The following is a 21445-nucleotide window of genomic DNA, read 5'->3' on the forward strand; positions in this document are numbered from 1 at the left end:
TCTAGGCTGCGTTTCCGGCGAGCCAGGCTCCGACGCGGGGGAGCGCCTCGGGTCCGCTGTCGCGCCGTACGTCTGCGACCAGGTCGGCGATCGTCGTGGCTCGCAGCGACTCGCGCCAGGCGTGGTCCGCCCGGATCATCGTGCGGGCGATAGGGCACGCCTTCGCGCACTGCTCAGGCGGGGTGGCCAGGGGTCCACGCTGGCGGATCTCGGTGCAGACGAAGGTGGGGTCCGGCCCGTCGACCGCCTCGACCACGTCCAGGACGGTGATGTCGGCGGCGGGCCGGGTCAGGCGGTAGCCGCCCGAGTGGCCCTGCACGGCACGGATGATCCCGGCCCGGGACAGGGCCTGGAGCTGCTTGGCGAGGTAGCTGCCGGAGACGTCGTGCAGTTCGGCGAGCTGCGTCACCGGGACGGGCGCCTGCGCCGTGGTCAGGACCACGCAGCAGTGCAGGGCCCACTCGACACCGCCGCTCAGCTTCATGCGCCCATGCTACTTGACTCGGATGCTTCCTGTCCGAGTAGTATCGCGGACATAAGTTGTCCGAGTTGTTTGCGGGAGGCAGTCATGAGAATCATCGTCATCGGGGGCACGGGGCTCGTCGGGTCGCAGGTCGTCGAGATCCTCCGGCGGCAGGGCCATGCGGCGGTCGCCGCGTCCCCGTCGTCCGGCGTCGACGCCACGACCGGTGCCGGTCTGGCCGAGGCGCTGACAGGAGCCGAGGTCGTCGTCGACCTCACCAATCCCCCGGTCTTCACCCCGGACGGCGTGCTCGACTTCTTCACCGCCTCCGGCGAGCACCTCGCCGCCGCGGAGAAAGCCGCGGGCGTGGGCCACCACGTGGCCCTGTCCATCGTCGGGGTGGACCGCCCCGCATCCCACGGCTTCTACATCGTCGGCAAGGTGGCACAGGAGCGGTTGATCCGGGAGTCGGGCGTGCCGTTCACCATCGTCCGGGCCACCCAGTTCTTCGAGTTCCTCCAGGGCATCGCCGACGCGTCGACCTCGGGCGGTGAGGTCCGGGTGACCTCCAAGACGCTCCAGCCGGTCGCGGCGGCCGAGGTCGCCGCCTACGTCGCGGAGGTCGCGCTGAGCGCGCCCGCCAACGGCGTCGTCGAGATCGCCGGACCCGACCGCATCCCGCTCGCCGACGCCGTCGAGCGGCGGCTCGCGGCGCTCGGCGACCCCCGGAAGGTCATCGCCGACGACGACGCGCCCTACTTCGGCGCCGTCATCGACGACGACACGCTCGTGCCGCGCGACGAGACCTACCGCCATGCCGCGACGACCTTCCCGGCCTGGCTCGCGAGCCAGGAGCAGGCTTAGCCACCGGTCGACGCCGGTCCGGCTTCCTCTCCGGGTACGCCGGGCCGGCCCATCCGCCGACTACGGCGCCGGACGCAGGCGCAGCACCGGTGACCCGATGATCAGGAGCAGCCCGATGGTGACCGGTGCGGTGAGCACCAGATAGGCGGTCTGCGCCGTGGCGGTCTCGGCGATGACGCCGCCGAGCAGGGCGCCGAAGGGCGTACCGCCCCAGACGATCATGCGACCCGTGGTGTTGACGCGACCCTGCAGCTCGTCCGGGGTGCGCTGCTGGCGTACGACGATGGTGTTGGTGACCGCCAGGGAGTAGGCGAGCTGCCAGACCGCCCAGATCAGCAACGCACCCGGGTAGTGGGTGATCGTGGCGAGCGCGATCAGCATGACGGTGAACAGGGCGTAGCCGATCACCGCGATGCGGCCCTGCCCGATCCGGCGCGTCATGGGTGTGAGCAGCCACGCCGCGCCGAGGGCACCGACGGCACCCGCGGTGTAGAGCAGCCCGATGCGCTTGTCGGTGGTCGCGATGCCGAGCATCTCGTCCGCGTGCACGATCAGCAGCCCGGTGATCCCGCCACCCGCCATCGACAGGCCGAAACCGGTCAGTGACAGGGTGCGGATCACCGGGTCGCGCCACAGGAAGCGCAGCCCCTCGGTGATGTCGGTGACGGTCCGGTGCACACCGGCCGACGTCCGAACCGTGCCGGCCGGCGTGGGGCTGCGCAGGCGGCTGATGAGCGCCGCCGACGCCAGGTAGGTCCCGGCGTCGATGAGCAGCACCGTCGCCGGGCTGGTCAGGGCGGCGAGGAGCCCGGCTGCGGCCGGGGCGGCGATGCCGATGACGACGGCGGTGGACCAGATGAGACTGTTGGCCTGCGCAAGCTGCTGCCTGCCGACGATGCCGGTAAGCGATCCCCAGGCTGCGGCGTCGAACCAGCAGAATCCGGTGCCAATGCCGAACGCGACCAGCAGGACCAGCCACGACGGCAGCGGCAGGTCGGCGGCGTAGGCGATGGGGATGACGGCCATCAGCACCGCGCAGGCGAGATCGGCGCAGATCATCATCGTGCGGCGCGGGAGCCTGTCGGCGGCAGCGCCCGCGAACAGTCCGAACAGCAGGTAGGGGGCCGCCTCCAGGCCGACGATGGCGGCGGTCAGGGCAGCCGAGCCGCTGCTGCCGTAGACGAGCAGCGGCAGCATGACGGCGCTCGCGGCCGTCCCCGCCACCGACACGGACCTGGACAGGTACCACCACCGGAACTCCGCGTTGCGCAGCAGCCTGGTCCGGGCGGTCATCGGCAACCGTTCCTGTGCTGTCGGCTCAGCGCCGGCAGACCCGGGAGAGCGCTCCGTCGCCGTGGTCCAGCGCCGCCCCGAGGTGAAACGATAGTAGACGTTGATTCAGGTACACCCGTGAAAGTCCTGGGAACCGAGCCTGACCGGCGCCCCCCGTGGTGGCGCCGGTCAGGTGGTCCACCGCCGAGTCCGGCGGCGCCTCCCGGTGCCAGGCCGATCCCGAGGCGGTCCTCGCCGCCGCCCCCGTGGCGGCAAGGGTTTCATCCGTGATGGGCGGTCGGCGGGTCAGGCGTCGATGAGGCGTCAACCCGTGGTTCTAACGGTGGGCCATGGCATCGACGCAGAACAGGCGGTTGACCGGCGGTTGACCGGCAGCTGACCGGCGGCTTCCGATAGCCTTGAATCCATGGGGAGGTTCGGGGATTCGGTGCGGGCCCATCGCCGACGGCTGGGCCTGACGCAGGAGGACCTGGCCGGCCGGGCGTCCGTGGGACTGCGGACGATCCGCGACATCGAGACCGACCGGATCACCCGCCCGCGCCTGGGTACGGTCCGCCTTCTCGCCGACGCGTTCGGACTCCAGGGCGCCGACCGCGACCGGTTCCACGAGTCCGCGCAGCCGGAGTCCACTGAGGAGGATGCCGCGTCGGACCCGGATCCGGATCCGATGCCGCCGCGCCCGACGCCGGCGCAGCTGCCCGCCGACGTGGCCGGCTTCACCGGCCGCGAGGACGTGCTGTTCCAGCTGAGCTCGCCCGGTGCGGCAGGGCTCACCGTCATCACCGGGATGGCGGGCGTGGGCAAGACCGCGGTGGCGGTGCACTGGGCCCATCGTGTGTCCGATGAGTTCCCCGACGGGCGGCTCTATGTCAACCTGCGCGGCTTCGACCGTGACGACGAGGTCGTCGATCCCGCGGACGCGGTCCGGGGCTTCCTCGACGCACTCGGGGTGGAACCGCGCCACATTCCACCCGGCCAGGACGCGCAGGCCGCGCTCTACCGCAGCCTCTCGGCGCACCGCCGGCTGCTCGTGGTGCTGGACAACGCCCGCGACGCGGACCAGGTGCGGCCGCTGCTCGCCGCGGGACCGGGCGTGCGAACCGTGATCACCAGCCGGAACCGGCTGACCGCACTCGTCGCCGAGCTCGGCGCGCAGCCGATCGCCCTGGGCCTGCCCGATCAGGCGGAGGCGGTCGAGCTGCTGAGCCGCCGGATCAGCGGGCAATCGCACGATGCGAGAGCGGCAGCCGTGATCGTGGCGGCGTGCGGGCGGCTCCCGCTCGCCCTCGCGCTCGTCGCCGCCAGGGTCCGGCAGACCGGGTTCGCGCCGGCCGCGGTCGCGGCCGAGCTGCACCGTCCGGGCCTCGCCGCGCTGGACGAGATGCGGGTGGTGTTCTCCTGGTCCTACCGCGCGCTGAGCCCGCCCGCCGCACGGCTGTTCCGCCTGCTGGGACTAGTGACCGGCGCCGACATCGCGACCGCCGCGGTGGCGGCGCTCGCGGGTGCCGCTCCGGTCGACGTGCGCCGGACGCTGCGTGAGCTGACCGATGCCAGCCTGCTCGCCGAGCACGCGCCCGCCCGCTACCAACTGCACGATCTGCTGCGCGTCTACGCCGGTGAGCTCGCCCGCGAGGCGGAGACCGAAGGTGATCGCCGAGCCGCGCTGACCCGGCTGCTGGACCACTACACGCACAGGGCGTACCAGGCGGAACTGGTGTTGAATCCGACCCGCGCGCCGATTCCGGCGGGGTTCGCCGGGGGCACCCGCAGCGACGAGGTGAAGGAATCGCTCGACATGAAGGCGGCGCTGCAGTGGCTCGGGACCGAGCGGGCGGTCCTGCTCTCGGCGCTTCGCCAGGCCCGCGACGAGGGCCTGGACCGGCACGCCTGGCAACTGGGCTGGGCCCTGGACACGTTCCTCTACGAACACCGCCGCTGGCAGGACGAGGGTGCGGCGTGGGCGGTGGCGCTGACCGCGGCGACGACGCTGGCGGACCGCCCGGCCGCGGCACACGCGCACCGCTTCCTGGGTGCGGTCGCGGGCCGGTTGGAACGCTTCGGCGAGGCCCACGACCACATGGAGAAGTCCGCCGAGCTCTGCCGGGCGGCGGGGGACCGGGCGGGTGAGGCCGAGACCCACTTCGTGCTGTCCTATGTGTGCTGGCTGCAGGCCGACACCGACAGCGCGCTCGACCACGCCGAGCGGTCGCTGGCGCTCTGGGCCGAGCTCGACCACCCCGCGTGGGAGGGCAAGGCCAGCAACGTGGTCGGCTGGTATTACGCCGCGCTCGGCGCGGACCAGACGGCCCTGGGGTTCTACGAACGGGCGCTGCGGTTGCTGCAGCTCGCCGAGGACGGCCCGAACGAGGTCGTCGCCCGGGTGAACCTCGGCCTGGCCCACCACACCCTCGGCCGGTACGAGACGGCGTTCGACCACTACCGGCACGGTCAACGGCTGGCCCGGGCACTGGGCGATCGGGTGATGGACGCGCAGCTCAGCACCCATCTCGGCGACACCTATCAGACGATCGGGGCCGACGAGGCGGCCAGGGAGTCGTGGCAGCACGCCTACGGCATCCTCATCGACCTCGGTCACCCGCAGGCGGCCGACGTGGGCCGCAGGCTCGGCGTCGTCGGCTGAGGGCTGTCAGTGCAGCTGGGAAACCCAGTTGTCGGGTACGGCACCGGCGGGCCCCGGCACCGGCTGGTCGTCCGGGTGGCTCAGCGGTGCCACCAGCTCCGGACCGTCGATGATCTCGTTGGTGTCGTAGCTCCAGAACCAGTCCTCGCCCGGCTCGAACGACCTGATGACCGGGTGCCCGTGCTCGGTGGCGTGGGCGGTCGCGTGCTGTCGGGGCGAGGTGTCGCAGCAGCCGATGTGCCCGCACTGCGCGCAGCGCCGCAGGTGGAACCACCAGCCGCCGGCCGCGGTGCACTCGACGCACCCGGTGCCCGACGGCGCGACGGACGGCTGGATCGCCTTCTCGGTGTTCATGGCCGCGCCGATCCTCGCCAGGGCGAATAGGGAAACAGGGCTCGCTCTGCGCCGATGCTACTCGGACCGTGATCGCCGCCGGATGGTTTACCGCCGTTTCCGTCGCGGCTCAGCGCGGTGGAGCCGACAGCGCGGCGGCGATCGCCGGGATGCGGGGCCGCAGCCGTGCCAACGTCTCCCGGTCCCGCTCCTGCTCGCCGTTGGCGACCAGATTGCGCATTCCAGGATCACCGGCGGCCGCCCGCTCGGCTATTCCGGCGATCATCAGCTCGATGCGCGGGACGACCGCGTGGACGATCTCCAGCGCGCTCGGACCGCCGTATGCCCCGGCGATCAGGCGTAGGCGCCGCGCGGCCTCCGCCGGGTCCAGGCCGGCCCACATCGGCACCCCGTTCCACGCGATGAAAGCCAGCTCCTGCAGGGGATTGGTCGGGCCGGCGAGATCCCAGTCGAACACGCCCGCGAGCCGGTCGCCGTCGAAGCAGACGTTGTAGGCCGCGATGTCGTTGTGCCCGATGAGCGTGGCGTCCGGGATCGGGAAATACCGCCAGGGCCCGGGGTGGGTGAACCCGGCGACCGCCTCGTGGAACCGGCGCGTCCAGCCGACGAGGTCGACGAGCTGGGCGTCGCTGAGGATCTCCTCGACCGTGCCCTCGGCGTAGGACAGGACTTCGCGGCCCTCGTCGTCGAAGCCGTGCACGACCGGGACCAGGGGCAGGCGGTCGGCGAGATGGTGCAGCAGCGCGTGGACGGCGGGGGTCCACGGACCGGTCGGCCGGTGCACGGAGGCCCCGATGCGGATCACGCCGCCGACGTTGCCCGGAAGCCATTCGCCGTCGGTCACGGCGCCTCGTCCGGTGCCCAGAACCAGGCGGTGGCGGTGAAGCTCTTCGCCGAGGCGGTCACCTGCCGCAGATGGTCTGCTTCGATGCCGGTGTGCCCTTCCCCGACGACCCACTGGTAGAGCTGGTTCGAGATGAGCGCGATGAGGTCGCGGTCGGGGTCGGCGGTGACGGCTTCGCGGATGACGTCGCTGTCCAGCAGGCGGCTGACCTCGATGATGGTGTTGCCGCCGAAGCCCAGCGGCGCCGTCTCGATCGGGCCGATGCCCACTACGAGCCGCAGGCGGATGCGGTCGGTGTGCCGGGCGTTGTCCGCGGCGAGCCGGTCGCGCCAGGAGTGGAGCAGCTGCGGCACCGCCCGGTGCATCTCCGTCGCCACCGGCAGGAAGATGTTGGCGCCGTCCCCGTTGGTCTGGTGGTCGGTATGGTTCAGGGTGAGCTCGAGGTCGTCGAGCACGTCGTCGATGAGCTGGGCGACGCGGCTCTGCGCTTCGCGTTTCAGCGGGGCCGTGCGGGAGCTGTAGTTCACGATGTCCACGGCGAAGCCCACCCGGACGGCGACGGGGGAGCGGCTCGCCCGCCGGGGAGGGTCGTCGCCGACGGGGCCCTGCCGGACGAGCTCGGCGATCTCCGCAGCGCGCTGGCGGGACAGGTCGAGGTAGCCCGCGGCGTCGGCGAGCTGCTGCGTCAGCCAATCGGCGAGCCGAGTGTCGGCGGGCAGGGGGTCGGGCAGGTAGCGGCGCATGTTGTCGCGGATGATCTCGACGGAGGCCTGCATCTCGCGCAGCCTCGAGAGGGCCACCGACAGGTCGACGCGTGCGGCCTGCAGTGTGCGCAGCGCGGCCGAGTGGTCGCCTCGGCCGGGCTGCGCGACGACGGCGAGGAGTTCGGCGACGGCCTGGTCGGTCCGCCGTCGCGCGTCCTCCGCCGATCGGTCGGCGGACCAGACCCGGGCGTGGTAGCTGATCTTGGCTGCGTGGAGCAGGTACCTGGCCAGCGGCGGCATGGCGACGTCGCCGCGGCTCCACGCCCATGCGCTCAGCGCGTCCAGCTCAGCGGCCGGTGCCAGGATCGCCAATCGGCGCGACGGTGTCGCCCGGGTGCCGCTGTCGCTGTCCCAGACCGTGAACGGCTCGATCCGCGTCGGGTGTCGCCACTCGGCGCCGGGGGAGTCGGTCTGGTTGGAGGAGCAGGCCAGGAACAGCTGGACAATGCCGAGCAGCGAGTCGGTTCCGGCCCGGGTCGCCTCGGTCCACCGCCGGTCGAAGTCCGCCCAGCCCGTGTCGCGCGTCTCGGCGAAGGCTAGGGAGAGGGCGAGCGTGTCGTGACTGCGCCGAAGGATGAGCTGGCAGTCCGAGACCAGGGTCTCCTGACCGGCGAGCGCTCCGTCGGGTGTGGAGCCCGGATCGTCGGGCAGGGAGGCCGGCAGCCCGGTGCCGGCGATGGTTCGGTCGGCGCCGAACAGCTGCCGGGCCGCGGTCCAGACGGCCCGCAGCTGGGCGTACGCCGGTGCGGCGGCCGGACCGTCCAGCGGCGCGTATGCGTGGACGACGAGCTCCTGGGCGGACGGTTCAGCGGCCGGCATCGCCGTTGTCCTCCTGACGAGCTGGTTGCTCGGGCGGCAGTGGCAGGGACAGGGAGTGCACCAGGTGGTTGGTGCGCTCCAGGATGTGCTCCGGCGCCGCGATGGTCGGTTCGGTGCCGATCCGTGTGATCCGGACGGGGCCGCACAGTTCCAGCAGGATCCGGGTCGACCGCAGCGCCTGTGTGTCCGATCGGGACAGTGCGGCGTCGAGGTCTGTCAGCAGGCTGTCCACCCGCGTCCACTGCTCTGGTGTGAGCTGCCAATCCTGCAGGTCCAGCAGAGTGGACCGGGTGCTGGCGACGAGATCGAACATGCTCACAAGGAGTGACTATATCGACGACACCGGTGTCTCATCACCACCCGATGTACTGAAAAGCCGCCCAGTGGTGGGGACTGCCGGTGCCGCGCAGCCCTGACTCCGGCACCGGCCCTGGCATGCAAGGCGGCCGGAGAAGGCCACCCGCATACCAGGGCCGGTTCGCGGAACGTGTCGCTATTCGCTGCGTGCGGTTTCCGGGCCGGTGATCCGTTCCAGCAGCGGCATGGTGGAGGCGATGATGCCGAGGCAGGCGGCGAGGCCGACGACCACGATCGCGTAGAACTCCGCCCCTGGTGGGACGAGCGTGTAGTCCATCTGCGCCCGGAGGAACAGCTGGGCGGCGAGCAGCCCCATGCCGATCGCGACCGCGGCGACGGCGAGCATCGGCACGGCGCTCTCCAGGGCCACCACGCGGCGCAGGGTCTGCACCGGGGTGCCGCTGAGGCGCAGCAGGCTGAACGGGCGCTTGCGCTCGCTGAGGCCGCCGATCACGCTGACCGCGAGGCTGCACCCGGCGAGTGCCAGGCTGGCGATGATGATGACGTTGGCCAGCTGTTGCCAGCCGCGCATCGTGTTGGCGAAGTCGGATTCGAACTCGCCGGGGACGTTGGGGCCCACCCAGTAGTTGGGGTAGGCGAGCGACAGCACCGTACGCGCCCGCTCCAGTGCGACGGCCGAGCCGCCCGTGTCGACGACGATCGACACCGCCGGCAGCCGCTGGAGTTCCGCGACGGAGATCGTCGCGGCGGGCCAGACCCTCGTGGCCGACGCCGACTCCCCCCAGGGGATGAAGCTGCCCGGAACGGCGGCGACCGTGGCGCCGTCGGCGCAGCGGCCGTAGACCGCGGGTATGTCGGTGCACGCGATCACCCCGGCGTCGCCGCCTTCGACCGGGTTCATCTTGATCACGGTGGCGCTTCGCACCCCCGGGATCGAGCGCAGCTCGGTCACGAGGCTGCCGGGCACGGTCGGCGGGTCGTCGTAGAAGGAGGTGGACAGGGTGCCGGCGTCGACCGAGCCGATCGGTGCCGGGCCGCGGTTGGCGATGATCGTGGTGATCACGCCGAGGGCCACGCTGGTGACGAAGAGCGCCAGCATGATGCCGCTGATGGCCCGGAATCCGGCCTTCGGGTTGTCGGCGAGCCGCCGGGCGGCGATGAGGGTGGCGGGCCGGCTCGCGTACCGGGCCAGGATGCGTGCGCCGGCCATGGTCAGCCACGGTCCGGCGAAGACGAGGCCGATCATGATGAGGAGCAGTCCGGGGAGGAACGCCGCCATCTGCCCGTCGGATGTCGGGGGCCGGCGGCCGATGAAGTAGGCCAGCTCGGCGACGCCCAGGACGAGGGGGATCAGCCGGTAGGCGCGTGGCGGTCGCGGAGTGGTCCGCCGGGTGACGCCGAGCGGGGAGATCCGGACCCGCCGCAGCGACACCCAGGCCGCCAGGGCTGCGCCGGCCGGAACGCCGAGCGCGACGACCGCGATGTCCAGCGCGCTCAGGGTGATGTCGCCGGGGAAGTACCGCATACCGGTGATCGGGATCGCGGCGAGCTGGTGGCGGAAGGCGTAGAACATCGCGAAGCCCAGGACGGTGCCGGCCACGGCTGCCGCTGCGGCTTCGGTCGCCGCGATCACCGAGATCTGCTTGGGTGTGGCTCCGACCAGGCGCATGGCGGCGAATCGCTGCTCCCTGCGGGCCGCGCTGAGCCGGGTCGCCGTCCCGATGAAGATGAGGACGGGGAAGAGCAGGCCGCCGGCGATCACCCCGACGATGAGGTCGACCACGGTCTCGGGGAGCGCGGGCGCCTTGTCGCCGATGCTGGTGAGCTTCCTGGCGTTGGGGAGCACGGCGGCCAGGTCGGCGGTGTTGCCGATGATGACGAGCAGGGCGTCCGGTGAGGCCAGGGCGTCTGGTCCGATGGTGCCGAGGCTCCGTCCGGGGTAGCGGTCGCTGAGCTGCGCTGCGGGGACCTCGGCGAGCAGTTCGGCGAGCGCCGGTGAGGCGTAATAGTCTCCGGGGCCCGGCACCGACGGGATGCCGATCGGGGTCGGTGCGGTCGGTCCGGTGGGGGCGACGTCGACCCGGATGATCGGAGTGCCCTGGTAGTAGTCCTCCCGGGTGGACCACCACAGCGCGTCCCCGTCGCCCGCCGACGCGCTGGGGTAGAGCAACGCATAGCGCGTGAGCTGCGTATTGGTGGCGTTGACGCCGGCGAGGGTGATCAGCAGCAGCCCGGCGCCGATGGCGACCGCGGCGGCGATGACGACCAGGCGGATGAGCGCCTCACGACCGCCCGCGACGGCGAGGCGCAGCCCGAAGCGGATCATGACGGCACCCGCTCCGGCGCGTTGACGCGCCCGTCGCGGACGATGACCTCGCGGTCGGCGTAGGCGGCGACCCGTGGTTCGTGGGTGACGAGGATGACGGTGGTCCCCTGCTCGCGGGCTGCGGCGACCATCAGCTCCATCACCTGCTCGCCGGTGAGCGAGTCGAGTGCACCGGTCGGCTCGTCGGCGAACAGGACCTCCGGCCCGGCGACCAGGCCGCGAGCGAGGGCGACGCGCTGGGCCTGCCCTCCGGACAGCTCGCCCGAGCGGCGGTGCTCCATGCCGTCGAGGCCGAGCCGCTCGAACCAGCTGTGGGCCTTGCGCAGTGCCTCGGCCCGGCGGACGCCGCTGAGCAGCAGCGGCAGCGCGACGTTTTCCGCGGCGGTGAGCTCGGGGACGAGCTGGCCGAACTGGAACACGAACCCGAAGCGGTCCCGGCGCAGGCTGCTGCGCTGATGCTCGGTCATCGAGTCGACCCGGGCGCCGTCGAACAGGATCTCGCCGGACTCGGGAACCAGGATGCCCGCCAGGCAGTGCAGCAGCGTCGACTTGCCCGATCCGCTGGGCCCCATGATGGCGAGGATCTCGCCGGAGTCCACGGCGATGCTGGCGCCCTGCAGTGCGGGGGTCTTGCCGAAGGAGAACGCGACGTTGCGCGCTTCGATCGCGATGGTCATCGTTGCACCGTCTTCTTCAGGGCGTCCAGTCGGGCGCCGGTGATCTCGATCCACCGCAGGTCCGCCTCCAGGTGGTAGAGGCCGTGGTCGGCGAGGAGCCCGTCGACGAGGCTGCCGGTGCGCTTGATCTCGGTGAGCTCGCGCATCCGCTGCAGGTGCGCGGCGCGCTGGGTGTCGAGGTATTCGGCGGCGGGGCGGTCGAGCATGAGTGCGAGCACGACCTTGGCGAAGAGCACGGTCTGCAGGTGCGGCTCCGGGTCGACGGGCTGGGTCAGCCACTGCTCGATCTCGGTCGCGCCCAGCTCGGTGATGATGTAGCGCTTGCGGTCGGGTCCCTCGCCGGGACCGACCTCGTCGATCACCACCTTGCCGTCGCGGGCGAGCCGGCTGAGGGTCGAGTAGACCTGGCCGAACGGCAGTGGTTTGCCGCGGCCGAAATAGGCGTCGTACTCATGCTTGAGGTCGTAGCCATGGCTCGGCTCCCGCTGGAGCAGGCCGAGGAGGGTGAGGGGGACGCTCATGCCGGAAGACTACACTGAGGGTATACCTCGCGTATATACCCTCAGTGTGATGCTCGCCGCTTCACGCGGCGCCCGCCCACCGGATGGCGTTGCGCAGCAGCGTGACGTAGGCCGGATTCTGGAACAGGTCGGGGTGGTGGCCCATGAAGATGTAGGCGTTGCGGCCGGGGTGGTTCGGGTTCGTCCAGATCACCGGGTGGTCGCCCATCCTGATCGCCGAGGCGGGATCGTAGGAGTGCTCGTCGACGGTGGCGAGCACGTGCACGTGGGGCCGGGGACTGCTGTCCCAGACGTACCACTCGTCGGTCTCGACCCGGAAGGCCGCCGGCACCCCCTCGAACAGGGGATGGGAGCCGTCCTCGACGTGCACGGTGGCCGACGCGCACGACGCGATGTAGTCGCGGTAGTTGATCCGCCCCAGGAAGTCGTGGAACCACGTCCAGGGCGGTTCGGACTCGGGCGTGACGACGGGGCCGTAGAGGCCGGCGTGGTGCAGGCCGACCCAGCCGCCGCGCCCGGTCTCGAGGTACTTCTCGAACGCGGCCCGGGCGGTCGCGTTCCACCGGAACGGCGTGTAGTTGAGCTGCAGGATCAGGTCGTAGTCGGCGAGCAGCCGGTCGGTGAGCGGGTCCGGGCTCTGCAGGTGCGTGACCTTCAGGCCGGGCTCGGTGCTGAGCCAGGCCGTCGCGGCCGCCACGAACGGGGCGTGGATCTCCGGTTCGCCGCCGACCGTCAGCTCTCCGATCGCGAGTACAGCGAGCGTCATCAGGCCATTATTGGATGCAGTCGGCCGAGACGCCGCCGATCGTGAGGTGCCAGTCGCAGCCCATCGGCGCCACGGAGACCAGCCCGAGGGCCGGGTCGACCAGCCGGACCACGCGCCCTGTGGAAAGATCCCACGCCAGCAGCCCCTCCTGCTGCGTGTAGACGAGCACCTCGTTGCTGTTCTGCCAGCCGTAGACGGCACAGCACCCCTTGTTGCGGTCGCGTTCGCCGAGGTCCAGCACCTGGGTGAAGGCGCCGGTCCGGGCGTCGAGCACGGCCACGAAGTCGCGTGGCCCCGAACCGTTCGCGGTGCTGAGCTGGCCGTTCGCCGCGAAGGCGACGAGGTCGCCGTAGCGCCATCCGCGCGGGCTCAGGTAGCTGATCCGGTAGGCGCCGAGGGTCCGGGAGTCGACGGGCACGGTCCCGGTCCGGGCGAGCCCGCCGTCGTCGTAGGCCAGCAGCTCCAGCGGCTCGGCGCCGGTGTCCGCGGGGATCAGCGCGGTGAGCCCGGATCCGCCGCCGACGAGCGGGGTGACCCGCTGGCCCGCGACGGCTGCCCGGACGACCGAGCGGGTCTGGACATCGACGAGCCACGTCTCGGCCTCGCTGGAGACCAGCACGTGCCGTCCGTCGGCGAGCCAGGTCACCTGCTCGTTGAGGCCCGGCAGGGCGATCCTGGCGACATCCCCGGTCAGCAGGTCCACGATCACCGCGGCGTCGGGCTGCGCGAAGGCGGCCCGGGTCCCCATCGGCCCGAGGGAGTTGACGCCCAGCGGCATCGCCTGGTTGCCGCCGGCGTCACGGGTGTCGACGAGATCGACATCGACCCGCGCCCAGTGGAACCTCCCGTCGCCGCTGCCGCCGTTGACCGTCCCCTCGCCGTAGGCGTAGATCGCGGAGGCGCCCGTGGCGATCGGGGAGTAGAGCATGACGGCGTGGCTGATCGGCGCCTCGGCGAGGGTCGGCACCCGGGCGGGCAGATTGATCGAGGCCGGCCAGTAGGGCTCCGACCGAGGGCTCCGCGCGGGCTCGGCGGGCAGCCGGTCGACCCTGGCCAGAGCGGACGGCTGCGGCAGCGGCGCGGGGGAGGCGGTCGGCCCCGTCGTCACGTCCGCCCCGGTCGGGCGCCACGCCGCCACGGCGGCGCCGGAGATCAGCACGACCGCCGCGAGCGCCCCGGCGACCACGGTCCGCCGCCGCCGGACCCGGGCGGCACCGGCCGCGGCGGGGCCAGCGAGGTGGGGCGGCGGCACATCCTCGGCGAGCGCTTCGAACATGGCGTGGAGATCTTCGCGGCTCATCGCACGGCTCCTGGGCTGTCCTGGCGTACCAGATCGGATAGTTCGGGCGCGAGCTCGCGCAGTCGGCGCAGCGCGACCGAGGTCTGGCTCTTGACCGTGCCGAGTGCAACCCCCAAGACCTCGGCGGTACGCGCCTCCGTGTGGTCCTCGTAGAACCGCAGCACCAGGATCGCCCGCTGTTTCGGGGTGAGCCGGGACAGCGCGTCGGCGAAGACGACGCGGAGCTGAACGGTGTCCCCGCCGTCGTCGGGACCGAGCCGGTCCGGTGGCTCGGCGACGGTGATCTCCCGGCGCCGGGTGCGCCACCAGGAGACCGCGTCGCGGTAGACGATCCGGCGCAGGTAGGCCTCGGGTTGCCCGTCGCGGAGCCGGGGCCAGCGCAGCGCGACCTTGACCAGGGCCGACTGGAGCAGATCCTCGGCCAGGTGCCGGTCACCGCAGATCAGGTACGCCGAGCGCAGCATCCGGTGCTGGCACGCCTGCGCGAACGCGGTGAAATCCGCGTGCTGGTCGATCCGGTTCGGGCTCACGGGACTACAACGCAGGGGCCCGCCGCAATGGTTGGGGGTCGCCGGGACGAATAAAGTGTCGAGCGTGACCGAGGTGACAGGCGAGCAGTACGTGCAGGTGTCCACCACCACCGACTCCGCCGATCGTGCGGCTGAGCTGGTGTCCTCGGCGGTGGCCGCACGGGTCGCGGCGTGCGGTCAGGTCGTCGGCCCCATCACCAGCACGTACTGGTGGCAGGGCGCTCAGGAGACGGCCGAGGAGTGGCTGATCCTCTTCAAGACCCCGGCCGACCGGGCTGCCGCGCTGCAGCAGCACATCCTCGCCGGTCATGGCTACGACGTCCCGGAGATCATCCACACACCGATCATCGGCGGGAACCCGGCGTACCTCGCCTGGCTTACCGCGGAGACCCGGTTCGCGCAGGGCTGACTACTTTTTGAAGTAGTACCCGGCCTCCAGGTCGGCGATGAGTCCGGGGTGCGTGGGGTTCCATCCGAGCAGCCGCTGGGTCGCCGAGCTCGACGCCGCAGCGTCGCCACCGAAGATGCGCCCCATCCACCCGAAGTGCTCACCGGCCTGCTCGGCGGGGATGGAGACCACCGGTAGGCCGAGCCCGCGACCGATCGCCTCGGCGATCTCCCGGGTCGGCACGCCCTCCTCGGCGGTGGCGTGCAGTGCCGCACCGGCGGGTGCCGCGTCCACGGCGAGCCGGACGAGGTTCGCGGCGTCGAGCCGGTGCACGGCGGGCCACCGGTTGCCGCCGTCATCGATGTAGGCGGAGACGCCCTTCTCCCGGGCGATCCCGACCAGGATCGCGATGAAGCCGTGGTCGCCGGGCCCGTGGACGGTGGGGGCGAACCGCACCGACGAGACGCGGACGCCGCGGGTGGCGTACCCCATCGCTGTGCGAACACCCGCGTTGCGCGGGTGGCCGGCCGGGTCGGGCACGTCCTGCTCGGTGGCGACCCGGCCGGGCGCCAGTCCGAGCACGCCCGCCGCGACGACGAACGGCCGCTCGGTGCCCTCCAGCGCCGTGCCGATGGCGTCGATCACGGCCAGGTCGGTCCGCGCCGCCGCCTCCATCTGGGTGAAGTCGTGGCTGTATCCGAGGTGGATCACGCCGTCGGCGGCGGCTGCCCCGGCGCGCAGGCTGTCGAGGTCGCCCAGATCGCCTCGATGAGCCTCGGCGCCGAGCCGGGCGACCGACTCGGCGGCGGCGTCGGAACGGGCGAGGCCGAGAACATGGTGTCCGGCGCTGAGCAGCTCGGGGATGACGGCGGAGCCGATCCAGCCGCTCGCGCCGGTGACGAAGATGCGCATGAAACCCTCCATGGGGACCGACCGCTCGACAGGGGTCGGAACGATGTCACTTAATGACATCAGCTTAGCAGGCGATGTCACCGAGTGACATCGCTAGACTCATGCCGTGGTGCGATGGGAGGCAGACGCGAGCGGCCGGCTCCGCGAGGCGGCGATGCAGCTCTACGTCGAGCGCGGCTTCGAGCAGACGACCGTCGCCGAGATCGCCAAGCGGGCCGGGCTGACGGCCAGGACGTTCTTCCGCTACTTCGCCGACAAGCGCGAGGTGCTGTTCGCCGGGTCTGCCGATCTGCAGGAACGCCTCGTCCGTGCCCTGGAGGCCGCCCCCGACTCCGCCTCGCCCATGCAGGCCGTCGCGGCCGCGCTCGCCGTCGGCGCCACGACACTGGGACAGCACCACGAGCACTCCCGGCTGCGCCAGTCGATCATCAATGCCAACGCGGACCTGCAGGAACGCGAGCTGATCAAGCTGGCGTCTCTCGCCGCCGCCCTCGCTGACGGGCTGCGCCGGCGGGGAGTGCCGGAACCGGACGCGAGCCTCGCCGCCGAGACGGGCATCGTGGTGCTGCGGGTCGCCTTCGAGCGCTGGGTCGGTGAGCCGCTGGGAGCGGACCTGTCGCAGGCGACGGCTGCGGCGCTCGACCGCCTCGGGGTCGTGACCTCCGCTCGCTGACCGGCGTTATCGGTCGCCGTACTTGATGGTCTCCTCGGCGGTGATGTCGATGATCCGCCTGGTGGTGTCGTCGATCGTGTGTGTCTCGTCGAGCTGCAGGCGGATGGTGCGGGTGATGGTGGCGATCGGGGGTCGGGGTGTCTCCTTCCTGAGGTCGTTGTAGACGGTCCAGGCGACGGTGGCGATGGCGACGATGAGGGAGGCGATGGCGACGGGGTCGGTGTAGCGGGCGGGCGGGGTGGGGGCGGTGGCGGTGCGCTGGTGGAGGGCGGCTTCGACCTGATGGATGAGGGCGGGGTTGTGGTCGGTGGTGAGGTGCTGGGCGACGTTGCGGGCGATGGCGGCGACGGGTTCGGTGGTCACGGTGCGGATTCTCCTGCGGGTGGGTCGGCGAGGTGGGCGCGGGCGGGCATGGGGCTGCCGGTGGTCTCCTGCCGGAGGCGTTCGACATCGGCGATCGGGGTGTTGGTGCCAGACGGCGTCCAGATCCTTCCAGAGTGGTGCCACCGGAATCAGCCGAGACCAGCCATGACACCTGTCCGATCACGGACGGCACCCGAGCTCGTCGGCTATCTTCCGATGTGGATGAACGGCACCCACCGGCTCGGTCGGTCGGGTGCCTCGTCGCGCACCATCAGCATCGCCTCGCGCAGGGCGCCCGCGCTGCGGTCGGCCACGAGCTCGCCGTCGACGACGATCGCCGAGTAGAGCCGCTCGGTCACCCGGGCCGCCACGGCGTCCCAGACCGTCCACAGTGTCGCGACGACCTGCCGCCAGCCGGCGTGGTGCAGCGCGGCGGCGAGGCTGACCGCCTCGTCGGGCACGGTGATGCCGCCGGTCGCGGTCATGCAGGCCGACATGACGACCAGCTCGCCGTGAGCGTGGTCGGCGGTGATGTCGGTGACGGCGATCATGCCGTCGGCGAGCATCAGCCCGCCCAGCGACGGACGGCCCAGGACCTGGATTCCGTGGCAGCTGAAGTGGGCGTGGTCGTGCTCGGCGAGGTCGGCGAGCACGCCGGTACGGGTGGCGGCCGGTCCGACCCGGGTCGTCAGCAGCTCCGGCGGGACCACACCGCTGATCCACTTCTGCTCGCGGGCGGCGCCGCGGAGATCCGGGAGGCCTTCGGTACGCGGCATCCCGACGAACATCAACCGTCCTGATCTGCTCCCGGGGCTGCTCGACCGGGCCCGGATCAGCGCCTGCAGGGTCGGGACGGTGGAGCAGACCACCCGGTCGATCAGGGCGCGCCCGCTGCCGTCATGGTGCCCCGCACCATGGAGGGGCAGCAGGGTCAGCGCACCGGTGGGGCACCACCACATCCGGCCGGGATCCCCGCCGATCGCCGTCAGGACGGGCTCGGCGATGACATCCCACAGCCAGACGAGCTGGTCGAGGAGCAGGGCGTCCAGCTCGGCCTGCGCCGACGGCTCCCCATCGGTGTCCTCCACCGCCTTCAGCGCGGCCAGGTAGGCGTTGGCCCGCTCGATGCTCTCGTCGTGGGTGAGCCCGGGCAGGCGTACCACCGTGAGTGTGCCGGCGGCGACGACGAGCGCGTCGCACCGCCAGTGGCTCACGTTGACGACCGCCACCGGGCCGTCGCGTCCGGCGGCCAGCAGCTCCGCGGCGGTCGGGGGAGCCATGAACGAGCCGAACCCCGGCAGCGACCGGACCCGCGCCACCAGCTCGGCCCACCGGAGCATCAGCGCGATGCGCTGGTCGGCGTTGAACGGCACGCCGGCGGGGGTGGTCAGGTCGGCGTCCGGGCGTACCTCGTCGAGGTGCCGCCGGGTCAGTTCGAGCTCGTCGGCGATGTCCGGGTGCGCCGCCCGCAGCGTCGACAGGTCCGAGCGGGCGCTGAGCATCTGCCGCCAGATCACCGCCCGGCCGTGCTCGACGAGTTCGAGGGCCCGGCGCGGGTCGCCGAGGTTCAGCGCGCAGGCGGCGGCATCCATCGCCAGCCCGAGGTTCCCGTCCAGCGCGAGCTCGCCGTCGATGCGGGTCATGCCGTGCAGCGCGAGCCGGGGCAGCAGCTCGACGCCGCGGGCGTATGCGGTGGCGGCCTCCTCCCAGCGTCCGGCGAGCGCTGATTGCCGGCCCAGCCGACGGCTGGCGATGAGCCGGCTCTCGGCCGGTGCCGTCTCGCAGGCGGCCGCGCGCCGGAGGAGCTCGATCGCCTCCTGCTGTTCGTTGCCGGTCGGCTGATCGGGCCACAGGAGCGCGCGGGCGAGCCGCGACGCGACCCCGGCCCAGGCGGGGTCGGCTTCGGCGGTGGTGTCGACCGCCCGCCGCAGCACCGCCACCGCACGGTTGCGGTCGGCGATGCCGCCGTGGCCGTCGGCGCGGAGCAGCAGTGCGTGACCCAACTGGCCGAGGGCTTCCGGTCGCGCCATGGTGCCCAGGTGCGGCGCGTGCACCGCCGCCTCGATCAAGGGGATGGCGGCTTCGAGGTCGGCGACATCTCCGGTGCTCTCGTATCGGCCGATCAGGCGTGCTCCCCGGTTCAACTGCAACGCCTGGAGCAGGAAGTGCGCGGGCGGGCACTCCCGCAGGGCCTGCTCGGACGCCGCGAACGCCCGCTCCTGATCGGCCGGGTCGGCCAGGGCGTCGAACCGGGCATTCAGGACCTCGGCGAGCGCGCCGAGGGCGCTGGCCCGGATCCTCGGCTCCCGCACGATGGCGAGTGCCTGCTTGCAGACGTCGATCCCCTCTTCGAGGTCGGCCGTCGTGCCCAGGCGATAGAAGCGGACCAGCAGCATCAGCGCGAGGTTGGGCAGCCGCGAGGCGGCGTCGAGCCCGTCCGCCATGGGCAGCTCGTTGGCTCGGCGGTGCCGGTCGATCGCCGCGTGCAGGTCGGCGAGGTCGCCGCGCACGGCGAACCGGCCGTACAGGGCGTCGGCCAGGTTCGCCAGCGCCTTGACGGTGTCCGGGAGCAGCCGCTCCGCCGCAAGCCCCGCCCGGACGGCCTCGTCGAGGTCGCCCGGATCGCCGAGCTCCAGGAAGCGCAGCCGCAGCGCGTTGGTCAGGTTGGTCAGGAACATCCCGCGGAAAGGGCTGGCTGCGGGGATCCCGGCCAGCCCTTGGCGGATGACGTCGACGGCCCGCTGGAGGTCGGCCACGTCCTGGCGGCCCTCATAGCGTTCCACCAGGTGAACGCCGAGATTGGACAGGTAGGTGGTCCTGTCGATCGGGTGCACGTCGCGCGCCGACGCCGCTCGCGCCGCGCATTCCACGGCCTCGTCGAGGTCGGCGTCGGCGCCGGTCAGCCGGTGGCGCAGGGCGAGTGACCGGCCGAGCACCGACCACGCCATCGGGTAGAGCGGCTCGCCGGCCGCGGTCAGGGGCCGGAGCAGTTCGATGGCGGTGTCGAGCTTCGCCGGGTCGTAGCCCTGCTCGCATCGCAGGAGCCGGAGGTGGGCCAGCAGGACCCTGGCGCCGATCGCCTGTGTCGGCGAGTGCTGCTCGAAGTAGGCGAACGATTCGGTGACCGCCGCCTCGGCCTCGGCGAGGTCACCGGGTGTGGCGACCCCGGTCTGGGCGCGCATGCTCAGCGCGAGGCCGAGAACGCTGCGCGCGAAGGCTCCGGTGTCGCTGTCCGGCCGGGTGATCACCACCGCCATCCGGGCTACCCCGGCGGCGGTCGTCAGCGCCGATCCGTCGTACCCCCCGATGGCGATCTTCTGGTAGCGCCAGGCCGCACGTGCCCACCCGCCGGGGCCGGTGTGCGCCATGACCGCGGTCACCAGCGGCCGCAGCCCGTCGGGGAGATCCGGGCGGAACGGCGGAAGGACGAGGACGTAGAGGGCTGCGGCGAGGTGGAGGTCGCGCTCCTGGTGCCGGAATCCGGCGAGGTGGCGGTGCCAGTGCAGGTCGGCGAGGGCGGTCACGGCGCGGACCAGGTCTTTGTCGGCGCGCAGGCGGACCAGGCGGGTGATCCCGCCCGCCACCACCAGCGGCTGGAGGATGCCGAGCAGGGCCGCCGCCTCGCCCTCCGCGTCGGCGCCCCCGATGACCGCCGGGTCGCCGGTCGACCGGTGTTCGCCCAGGCGGGCCGTGATGGCGGCGGTCAGCCGGTCGCGCTCTGCCGCGTCGGTCACCTGAGCCTGCTTCCTTCCCATGCCTCACCGCTGACGGACGAAGGCTCTCACGCTTGGCGGACGGCGGCGCCGCGCCGTGTCCAACGGTGTCCAACACCATCCGCAGTACGGGCGGCTGGGGCAGATCATGCACGCATGGAGAACACCACCCGTACCGGAACCGGCCGCCAACGCCCAGCGGCAGCGAAGCTGCTGGGCGTTCTCGTGCTCATCGTCGGCATGCTGGCCGCCGCTCCCACCCCCGCGTCCGCCGCGGCACCATGCACCGTGGACTACCGGGTCATGTCCTACTGGGGCACCGGCTTCCAGTCGCAGCTCGTCTTCAGCCCCGGAACCGCGGTGACCTCGTGGTCCGTCTCGTTCGACGTAGCCGACCAGCAGGTCGTCGCGTTCGCCATGTACGGCGGCTTCACCCAGACCGGCCGCCACGTCACCGTGTCCAACGCGTCGTTCAACGGCGCGATCCCGGCCGGCGGCTCGATCACCCTCGGCATCGGCGTCCACACGAACCCGACGCTGACGAACGTGCCGGTGGCGTCGTTCGTCTACAACGGACAGACCTGCGTCTACACCCCGCAGCCCTACCTGATCGCGACGCCGGCGCGGCCCGACGTGCCCGAGGGCGGCACGGCCACCGCCACCGTCCGGCTCAGCCGCGCGCCCGCGGTGAACATCACCGTGACGGTGGGGAGCGGCTCGGTGGTGACCGCGTCGCCCGCCTCGCTGGTCTTCACGCCGAGCACCTGGAACACGCCGCAGGCGATCACCCTGCGGTCTCCCGTGGACGGCGATGCCGTCGGCCAGGACCAGTACCTCGGCCTCAACCAGCAGAACTACACCGTCCCGATGTATGTGTCCACGGCCGTCCTGGCCCACCAGGTCGACAACGGCTGAC

20 protein-coding genes are annotated in these 21445 nt (G+C 72.0%); 5 read left to right on the forward strand and 15 right to left on the reverse strand.

Going from position 1 to position 21445, the window contains the following annotated elements:
- Nucleotide 1: 1 nt before the first annotated feature.
- Complete coding sequence (locus F4553_RS39465) at nucleotides 2-484, reverse strand: RrF2 family transcriptional regulator (protein ID WP_184846783.1); 483 nt, start codon at nucleotides 482-484, stop codon at nucleotides 2-4.
- An 84-nt stretch (nucleotides 485-568) separates the two neighbouring features.
- Between F4553_RS39465 and F4553_RS39470 the strand changes: the two genes are divergently transcribed.
- Nucleotides 569-1327 carry an SDR family oxidoreductase gene (locus F4553_RS39470; protein WP_184846785.1) on the forward strand — a complete coding sequence of 253 codons (759 nt, stop codon included), beginning with the start codon at nucleotides 569-571 and terminating at the stop codon, nucleotides 1325-1327.
- A gap of 60 nt (nucleotides 1328-1387) precedes the next feature.
- On the opposite strand, the gene F4553_RS39475 is transcribed toward F4553_RS39470, so the two are convergent.
- Nucleotides 1388-2620, reverse strand: a complete 1233-nt coding sequence (locus F4553_RS39475; RefSeq protein ID WP_184846787.1) for an MFS transporter — start codon at nucleotides 2618-2620, stop codon at nucleotides 1388-1390.
- Between the two features lie 406 nt (nucleotides 2621-3026).
- Between F4553_RS39475 and F4553_RS39480 the strand changes: the two genes are divergently transcribed.
- Nucleotides 3027-5261: a tetratricopeptide repeat protein gene (locus tag F4553_RS39480; protein WP_184846789.1), complete on the forward strand. Its 2235-nt coding sequence runs from the start codon at nucleotides 3027-3029 to the stop codon at nucleotides 5259-5261.
- Nucleotides 5262-5267: 6 nt separating this feature from the next.
- Here the strand turns inward: F4553_RS39480 and F4553_RS39485 are convergent, their stop codons facing one another.
- The 10 genes from F4553_RS39485 to F4553_RS39525 form a co-directional block, all read right to left on the reverse strand.
- A complete protein-coding gene (locus F4553_RS39485) occupies nucleotides 5268-5615 on the reverse strand; it encodes a UBP-type zinc finger domain-containing protein (protein WP_184846791.1) in 348 nt (115 codons plus the stop codon).
- Nucleotides 5616-5724: 109 nt separating this feature from the next.
- Nucleotides 5725-6459 carry a phosphotransferase gene (locus F4553_RS40400; protein WP_221470661.1) on the reverse strand — a complete coding sequence of 245 codons (735 nt, stop codon included), beginning with the start codon at nucleotides 6457-6459 and terminating at the stop codon, nucleotides 5725-5727.
- On the reverse strand, nucleotides 6456-8042 hold the full coding sequence (locus tag F4553_RS40405) for a CATRA conflict system CASPASE/TPR repeat-associated protein (protein ID WP_221470662.1): 1587 nt from the start codon (nucleotides 8040-8042) through the stop codon (nucleotides 6456-6458). The genes F4553_RS40400 and F4553_RS40405 overlap by 4 nt, the downstream gene beginning before the upstream one ends.
- Nucleotides 8029-8355 (reverse strand): CATRA system-associated protein, encoded by a 327-nt coding sequence (locus tag F4553_RS39495; protein WP_312875577.1) that lies wholly within the window; start codon nucleotides 8353-8355, stop codon nucleotides 8029-8031. Before F4553_RS39495 ends, F4553_RS40405 begins: the two co-directional genes overlap by 14 nt.
- Before the next feature lie 180 nt (nucleotides 8356-8535).
- On the reverse strand, nucleotides 8536-10686 hold the full coding sequence (locus tag F4553_RS39500) for an FtsX-like permease family protein (protein ID WP_184846795.1): 2151 nt from the start codon (nucleotides 10684-10686) through the stop codon (nucleotides 8536-8538).
- Nucleotides 10683-11363: an ABC transporter ATP-binding protein gene (locus F4553_RS39505; protein ID WP_184846797.1), complete on the reverse strand. Its 681-nt coding sequence runs from the start codon at nucleotides 11361-11363 to the stop codon at nucleotides 10683-10685. The genes F4553_RS39500 and F4553_RS39505 overlap by 4 nt, the downstream gene beginning before the upstream one ends.
- Nucleotides 11360-11884 (reverse strand): PadR family transcriptional regulator, encoded by a 525-nt coding sequence (locus F4553_RS39510; RefSeq protein ID WP_184846799.1) that lies wholly within the window; start codon nucleotides 11882-11884, stop codon nucleotides 11360-11362. Before F4553_RS39510 ends, F4553_RS39505 begins: the two co-directional genes overlap by 4 nt.
- Before the next feature lie 61 nt (nucleotides 11885-11945).
- The gene (locus tag F4553_RS39515; RefSeq protein WP_184846801.1) at nucleotides 11946-12650 is read right to left on the reverse strand and encodes a ThuA domain-containing protein; all 705 of its coding nucleotides are present in this window, start codon (nucleotides 12648-12650) and stop codon (nucleotides 11946-11948) included.
- A 7-nt stretch (nucleotides 12651-12657) separates the two neighbouring features.
- On the reverse strand, nucleotides 12658-13950 hold the full coding sequence (locus tag F4553_RS39520; RefSeq protein ID WP_184846803.1) for a hypothetical protein: 1293 nt from the start codon (nucleotides 13948-13950) through the stop codon (nucleotides 12658-12660).
- Nucleotides 13947-14480 carry a SigE family RNA polymerase sigma factor gene (locus F4553_RS39525; protein ID WP_312875558.1) on the reverse strand — a complete coding sequence of 178 codons (534 nt, stop codon included), beginning with the start codon at nucleotides 14478-14480 and terminating at the stop codon, nucleotides 13947-13949. The genes F4553_RS39520 and F4553_RS39525 overlap by 4 nt, the downstream gene beginning before the upstream one ends.
- A gap of 64 nt (nucleotides 14481-14544) precedes the next feature.
- Between F4553_RS39525 and cutA the strand changes: the two genes are divergently transcribed.
- Entirely contained in the window at nucleotides 14545-14889 is a 345-nt protein-coding gene (gene cutA, locus F4553_RS39530) for a divalent-cation tolerance protein CutA (protein ID WP_312875559.1), read from the forward strand.
- On the opposite strand, the gene F4553_RS39535 is transcribed toward cutA, so the two are convergent.
- Nucleotides 14890-15780: an SDR family oxidoreductase gene (locus F4553_RS39535; RefSeq protein WP_184846805.1), complete on the reverse strand. Its 891-nt coding sequence runs from the start codon at nucleotides 15778-15780 to the stop codon at nucleotides 14890-14892.
- A gap of 106 nt (nucleotides 15781-15886) precedes the next feature.
- On the opposite strand from F4553_RS39535, the gene F4553_RS39540 reads away from it, so the two are divergent.
- Nucleotides 15887-16453: a TetR/AcrR family transcriptional regulator gene (locus F4553_RS39540; protein ID WP_184846807.1), complete on the forward strand. Its 567-nt coding sequence runs from the start codon at nucleotides 15887-15889 to the stop codon at nucleotides 16451-16453.
- A 6-nt stretch (nucleotides 16454-16459) separates the two neighbouring features.
- Here the strand turns inward: F4553_RS39540 and F4553_RS39545 are convergent, their stop codons facing one another.
- Both F4553_RS39545 and F4553_RS42730 read right to left on the reverse strand, forming a co-directional pair.
- Entirely contained in the window at nucleotides 16460-16816 is a 357-nt protein-coding gene (locus tag F4553_RS39545) for a hypothetical protein (RefSeq protein ID WP_184846810.1), read from the reverse strand.
- A gap of 206 nt (nucleotides 16817-17022) precedes the next feature.
- Nucleotides 17023-20550: a CHAT domain-containing protein gene (locus F4553_RS42730; RefSeq protein ID WP_184846812.1), complete on the reverse strand. Its 3528-nt coding sequence runs from the start codon at nucleotides 20548-20550 to the stop codon at nucleotides 17023-17025.
- A gap of 135 nt (nucleotides 20551-20685) precedes the next feature.
- Here F4553_RS42730 and F4553_RS39555 point away from each other — a divergent pair, with 135 nt between their 5' ends.
- Nucleotides 20686-21444: a cellulose binding domain-containing protein gene (locus tag F4553_RS39555; protein ID WP_184846814.1), complete on the forward strand. Its 759-nt coding sequence runs from the start codon at nucleotides 20686-20688 to the stop codon at nucleotides 21442-21444.
- The last annotated feature ends 1 nt before the right edge of the window (nucleotide 21445 follow it).

Source organism: Allocatelliglobosispora scoriae (assembly GCF_014204945.1).
In the GTDB taxonomy this organism is placed as follows: Bacteria; Actinomycetota; Actinomycetes; order Mycobacteriales; family Micromonosporaceae; genus Allocatelliglobosispora; species Allocatelliglobosispora scoriae.

Bases quoted from the DNA above. Each gene is read 5' to 3' on its own strand.
- F4553_RS39500 (WP_184846795.1), bottom strand. From the start codon at position 10,686: ATGATCCGCTTCGGGCTGCGCCTCGCCGTCGCGGGCGGTCGTGAGGCG.
- F4553_RS39505 (WP_184846797.1), bottom strand. From the start codon at position 11,363: ATGACCATCGCGATCGAAGCGCGCAACGTCGCGTTCTCCTTCGGCAAG.
- F4553_RS39515 (WP_184846801.1), bottom strand. From the start codon at position 12,650: ATGACGCTCGCTGTACTCGCGATCGGAGAGCTGACGGTCGGCGGCGAA.
- F4553_RS40405 (WP_221470662.1), bottom strand. From the start codon at position 8,042: ATGCCGGCCGCTGAACCGTCCGCCCAGGAGCTCGTCGTCCACGCATAC.
- F4553_RS39535 (WP_184846805.1), bottom strand. From the start codon at position 15,780: ATGCGCATCTTCGTCACCGGCGCGAGCGGCTGGATCGGCTCCGCCGTC.
- F4553_RS39495 (WP_312875577.1), bottom strand. From the start codon at position 8,355: ATGTTCGATCTCGTCGCCAGCACCCGGTCCACTCTGCTGGACCTGCAG.
- F4553_RS39475 (WP_184846787.1), bottom strand. From the start codon at position 2,620: ATGACCGCCCGGACCAGGCTGCTGCGCAACGCGGAGTTCCGGTGGTGG.
- F4553_RS39520 (WP_184846803.1), bottom strand. From the start codon at position 13,950: ATGAGCCGCGAAGATCTCCACGCCATGTTCGAAGCGCTCGCCGAGGAT.
- F4553_RS39465 (WP_184846783.1), bottom strand. From the start codon at position 484: ATGAAGCTGAGCGGCGGTGTCGAGTGGGCCCTGCACTGCTGCGTGGTC.
- F4553_RS39555 (WP_184846814.1), top strand. From the start codon at position 20,686: ATGGAGAACACCACCCGTACCGGAACCGGCCGCCAACGCCCAGCGGCA.
- F4553_RS39510 (WP_184846799.1), bottom strand. From the start codon at position 11,884: ATGAGCGTCCCCCTCACCCTCCTCGGCCTGCTCCAGCGGGAGCCGAGC.
- F4553_RS39480 (WP_184846789.1), top strand. From the start codon at position 3,027: ATGGGGAGGTTCGGGGATTCGGTGCGGGCCCATCGCCGACGGCTGGGC.
- F4553_RS39485 (WP_184846791.1), bottom strand. From the start codon at position 5,615: ATGAACACCGAGAAGGCGATCCAGCCGTCCGTCGCGCCGTCGGGCACC.
- F4553_RS39470 (WP_184846785.1), top strand. From the start codon at position 569: ATGAGAATCATCGTCATCGGGGGCACGGGGCTCGTCGGGTCGCAGGTC.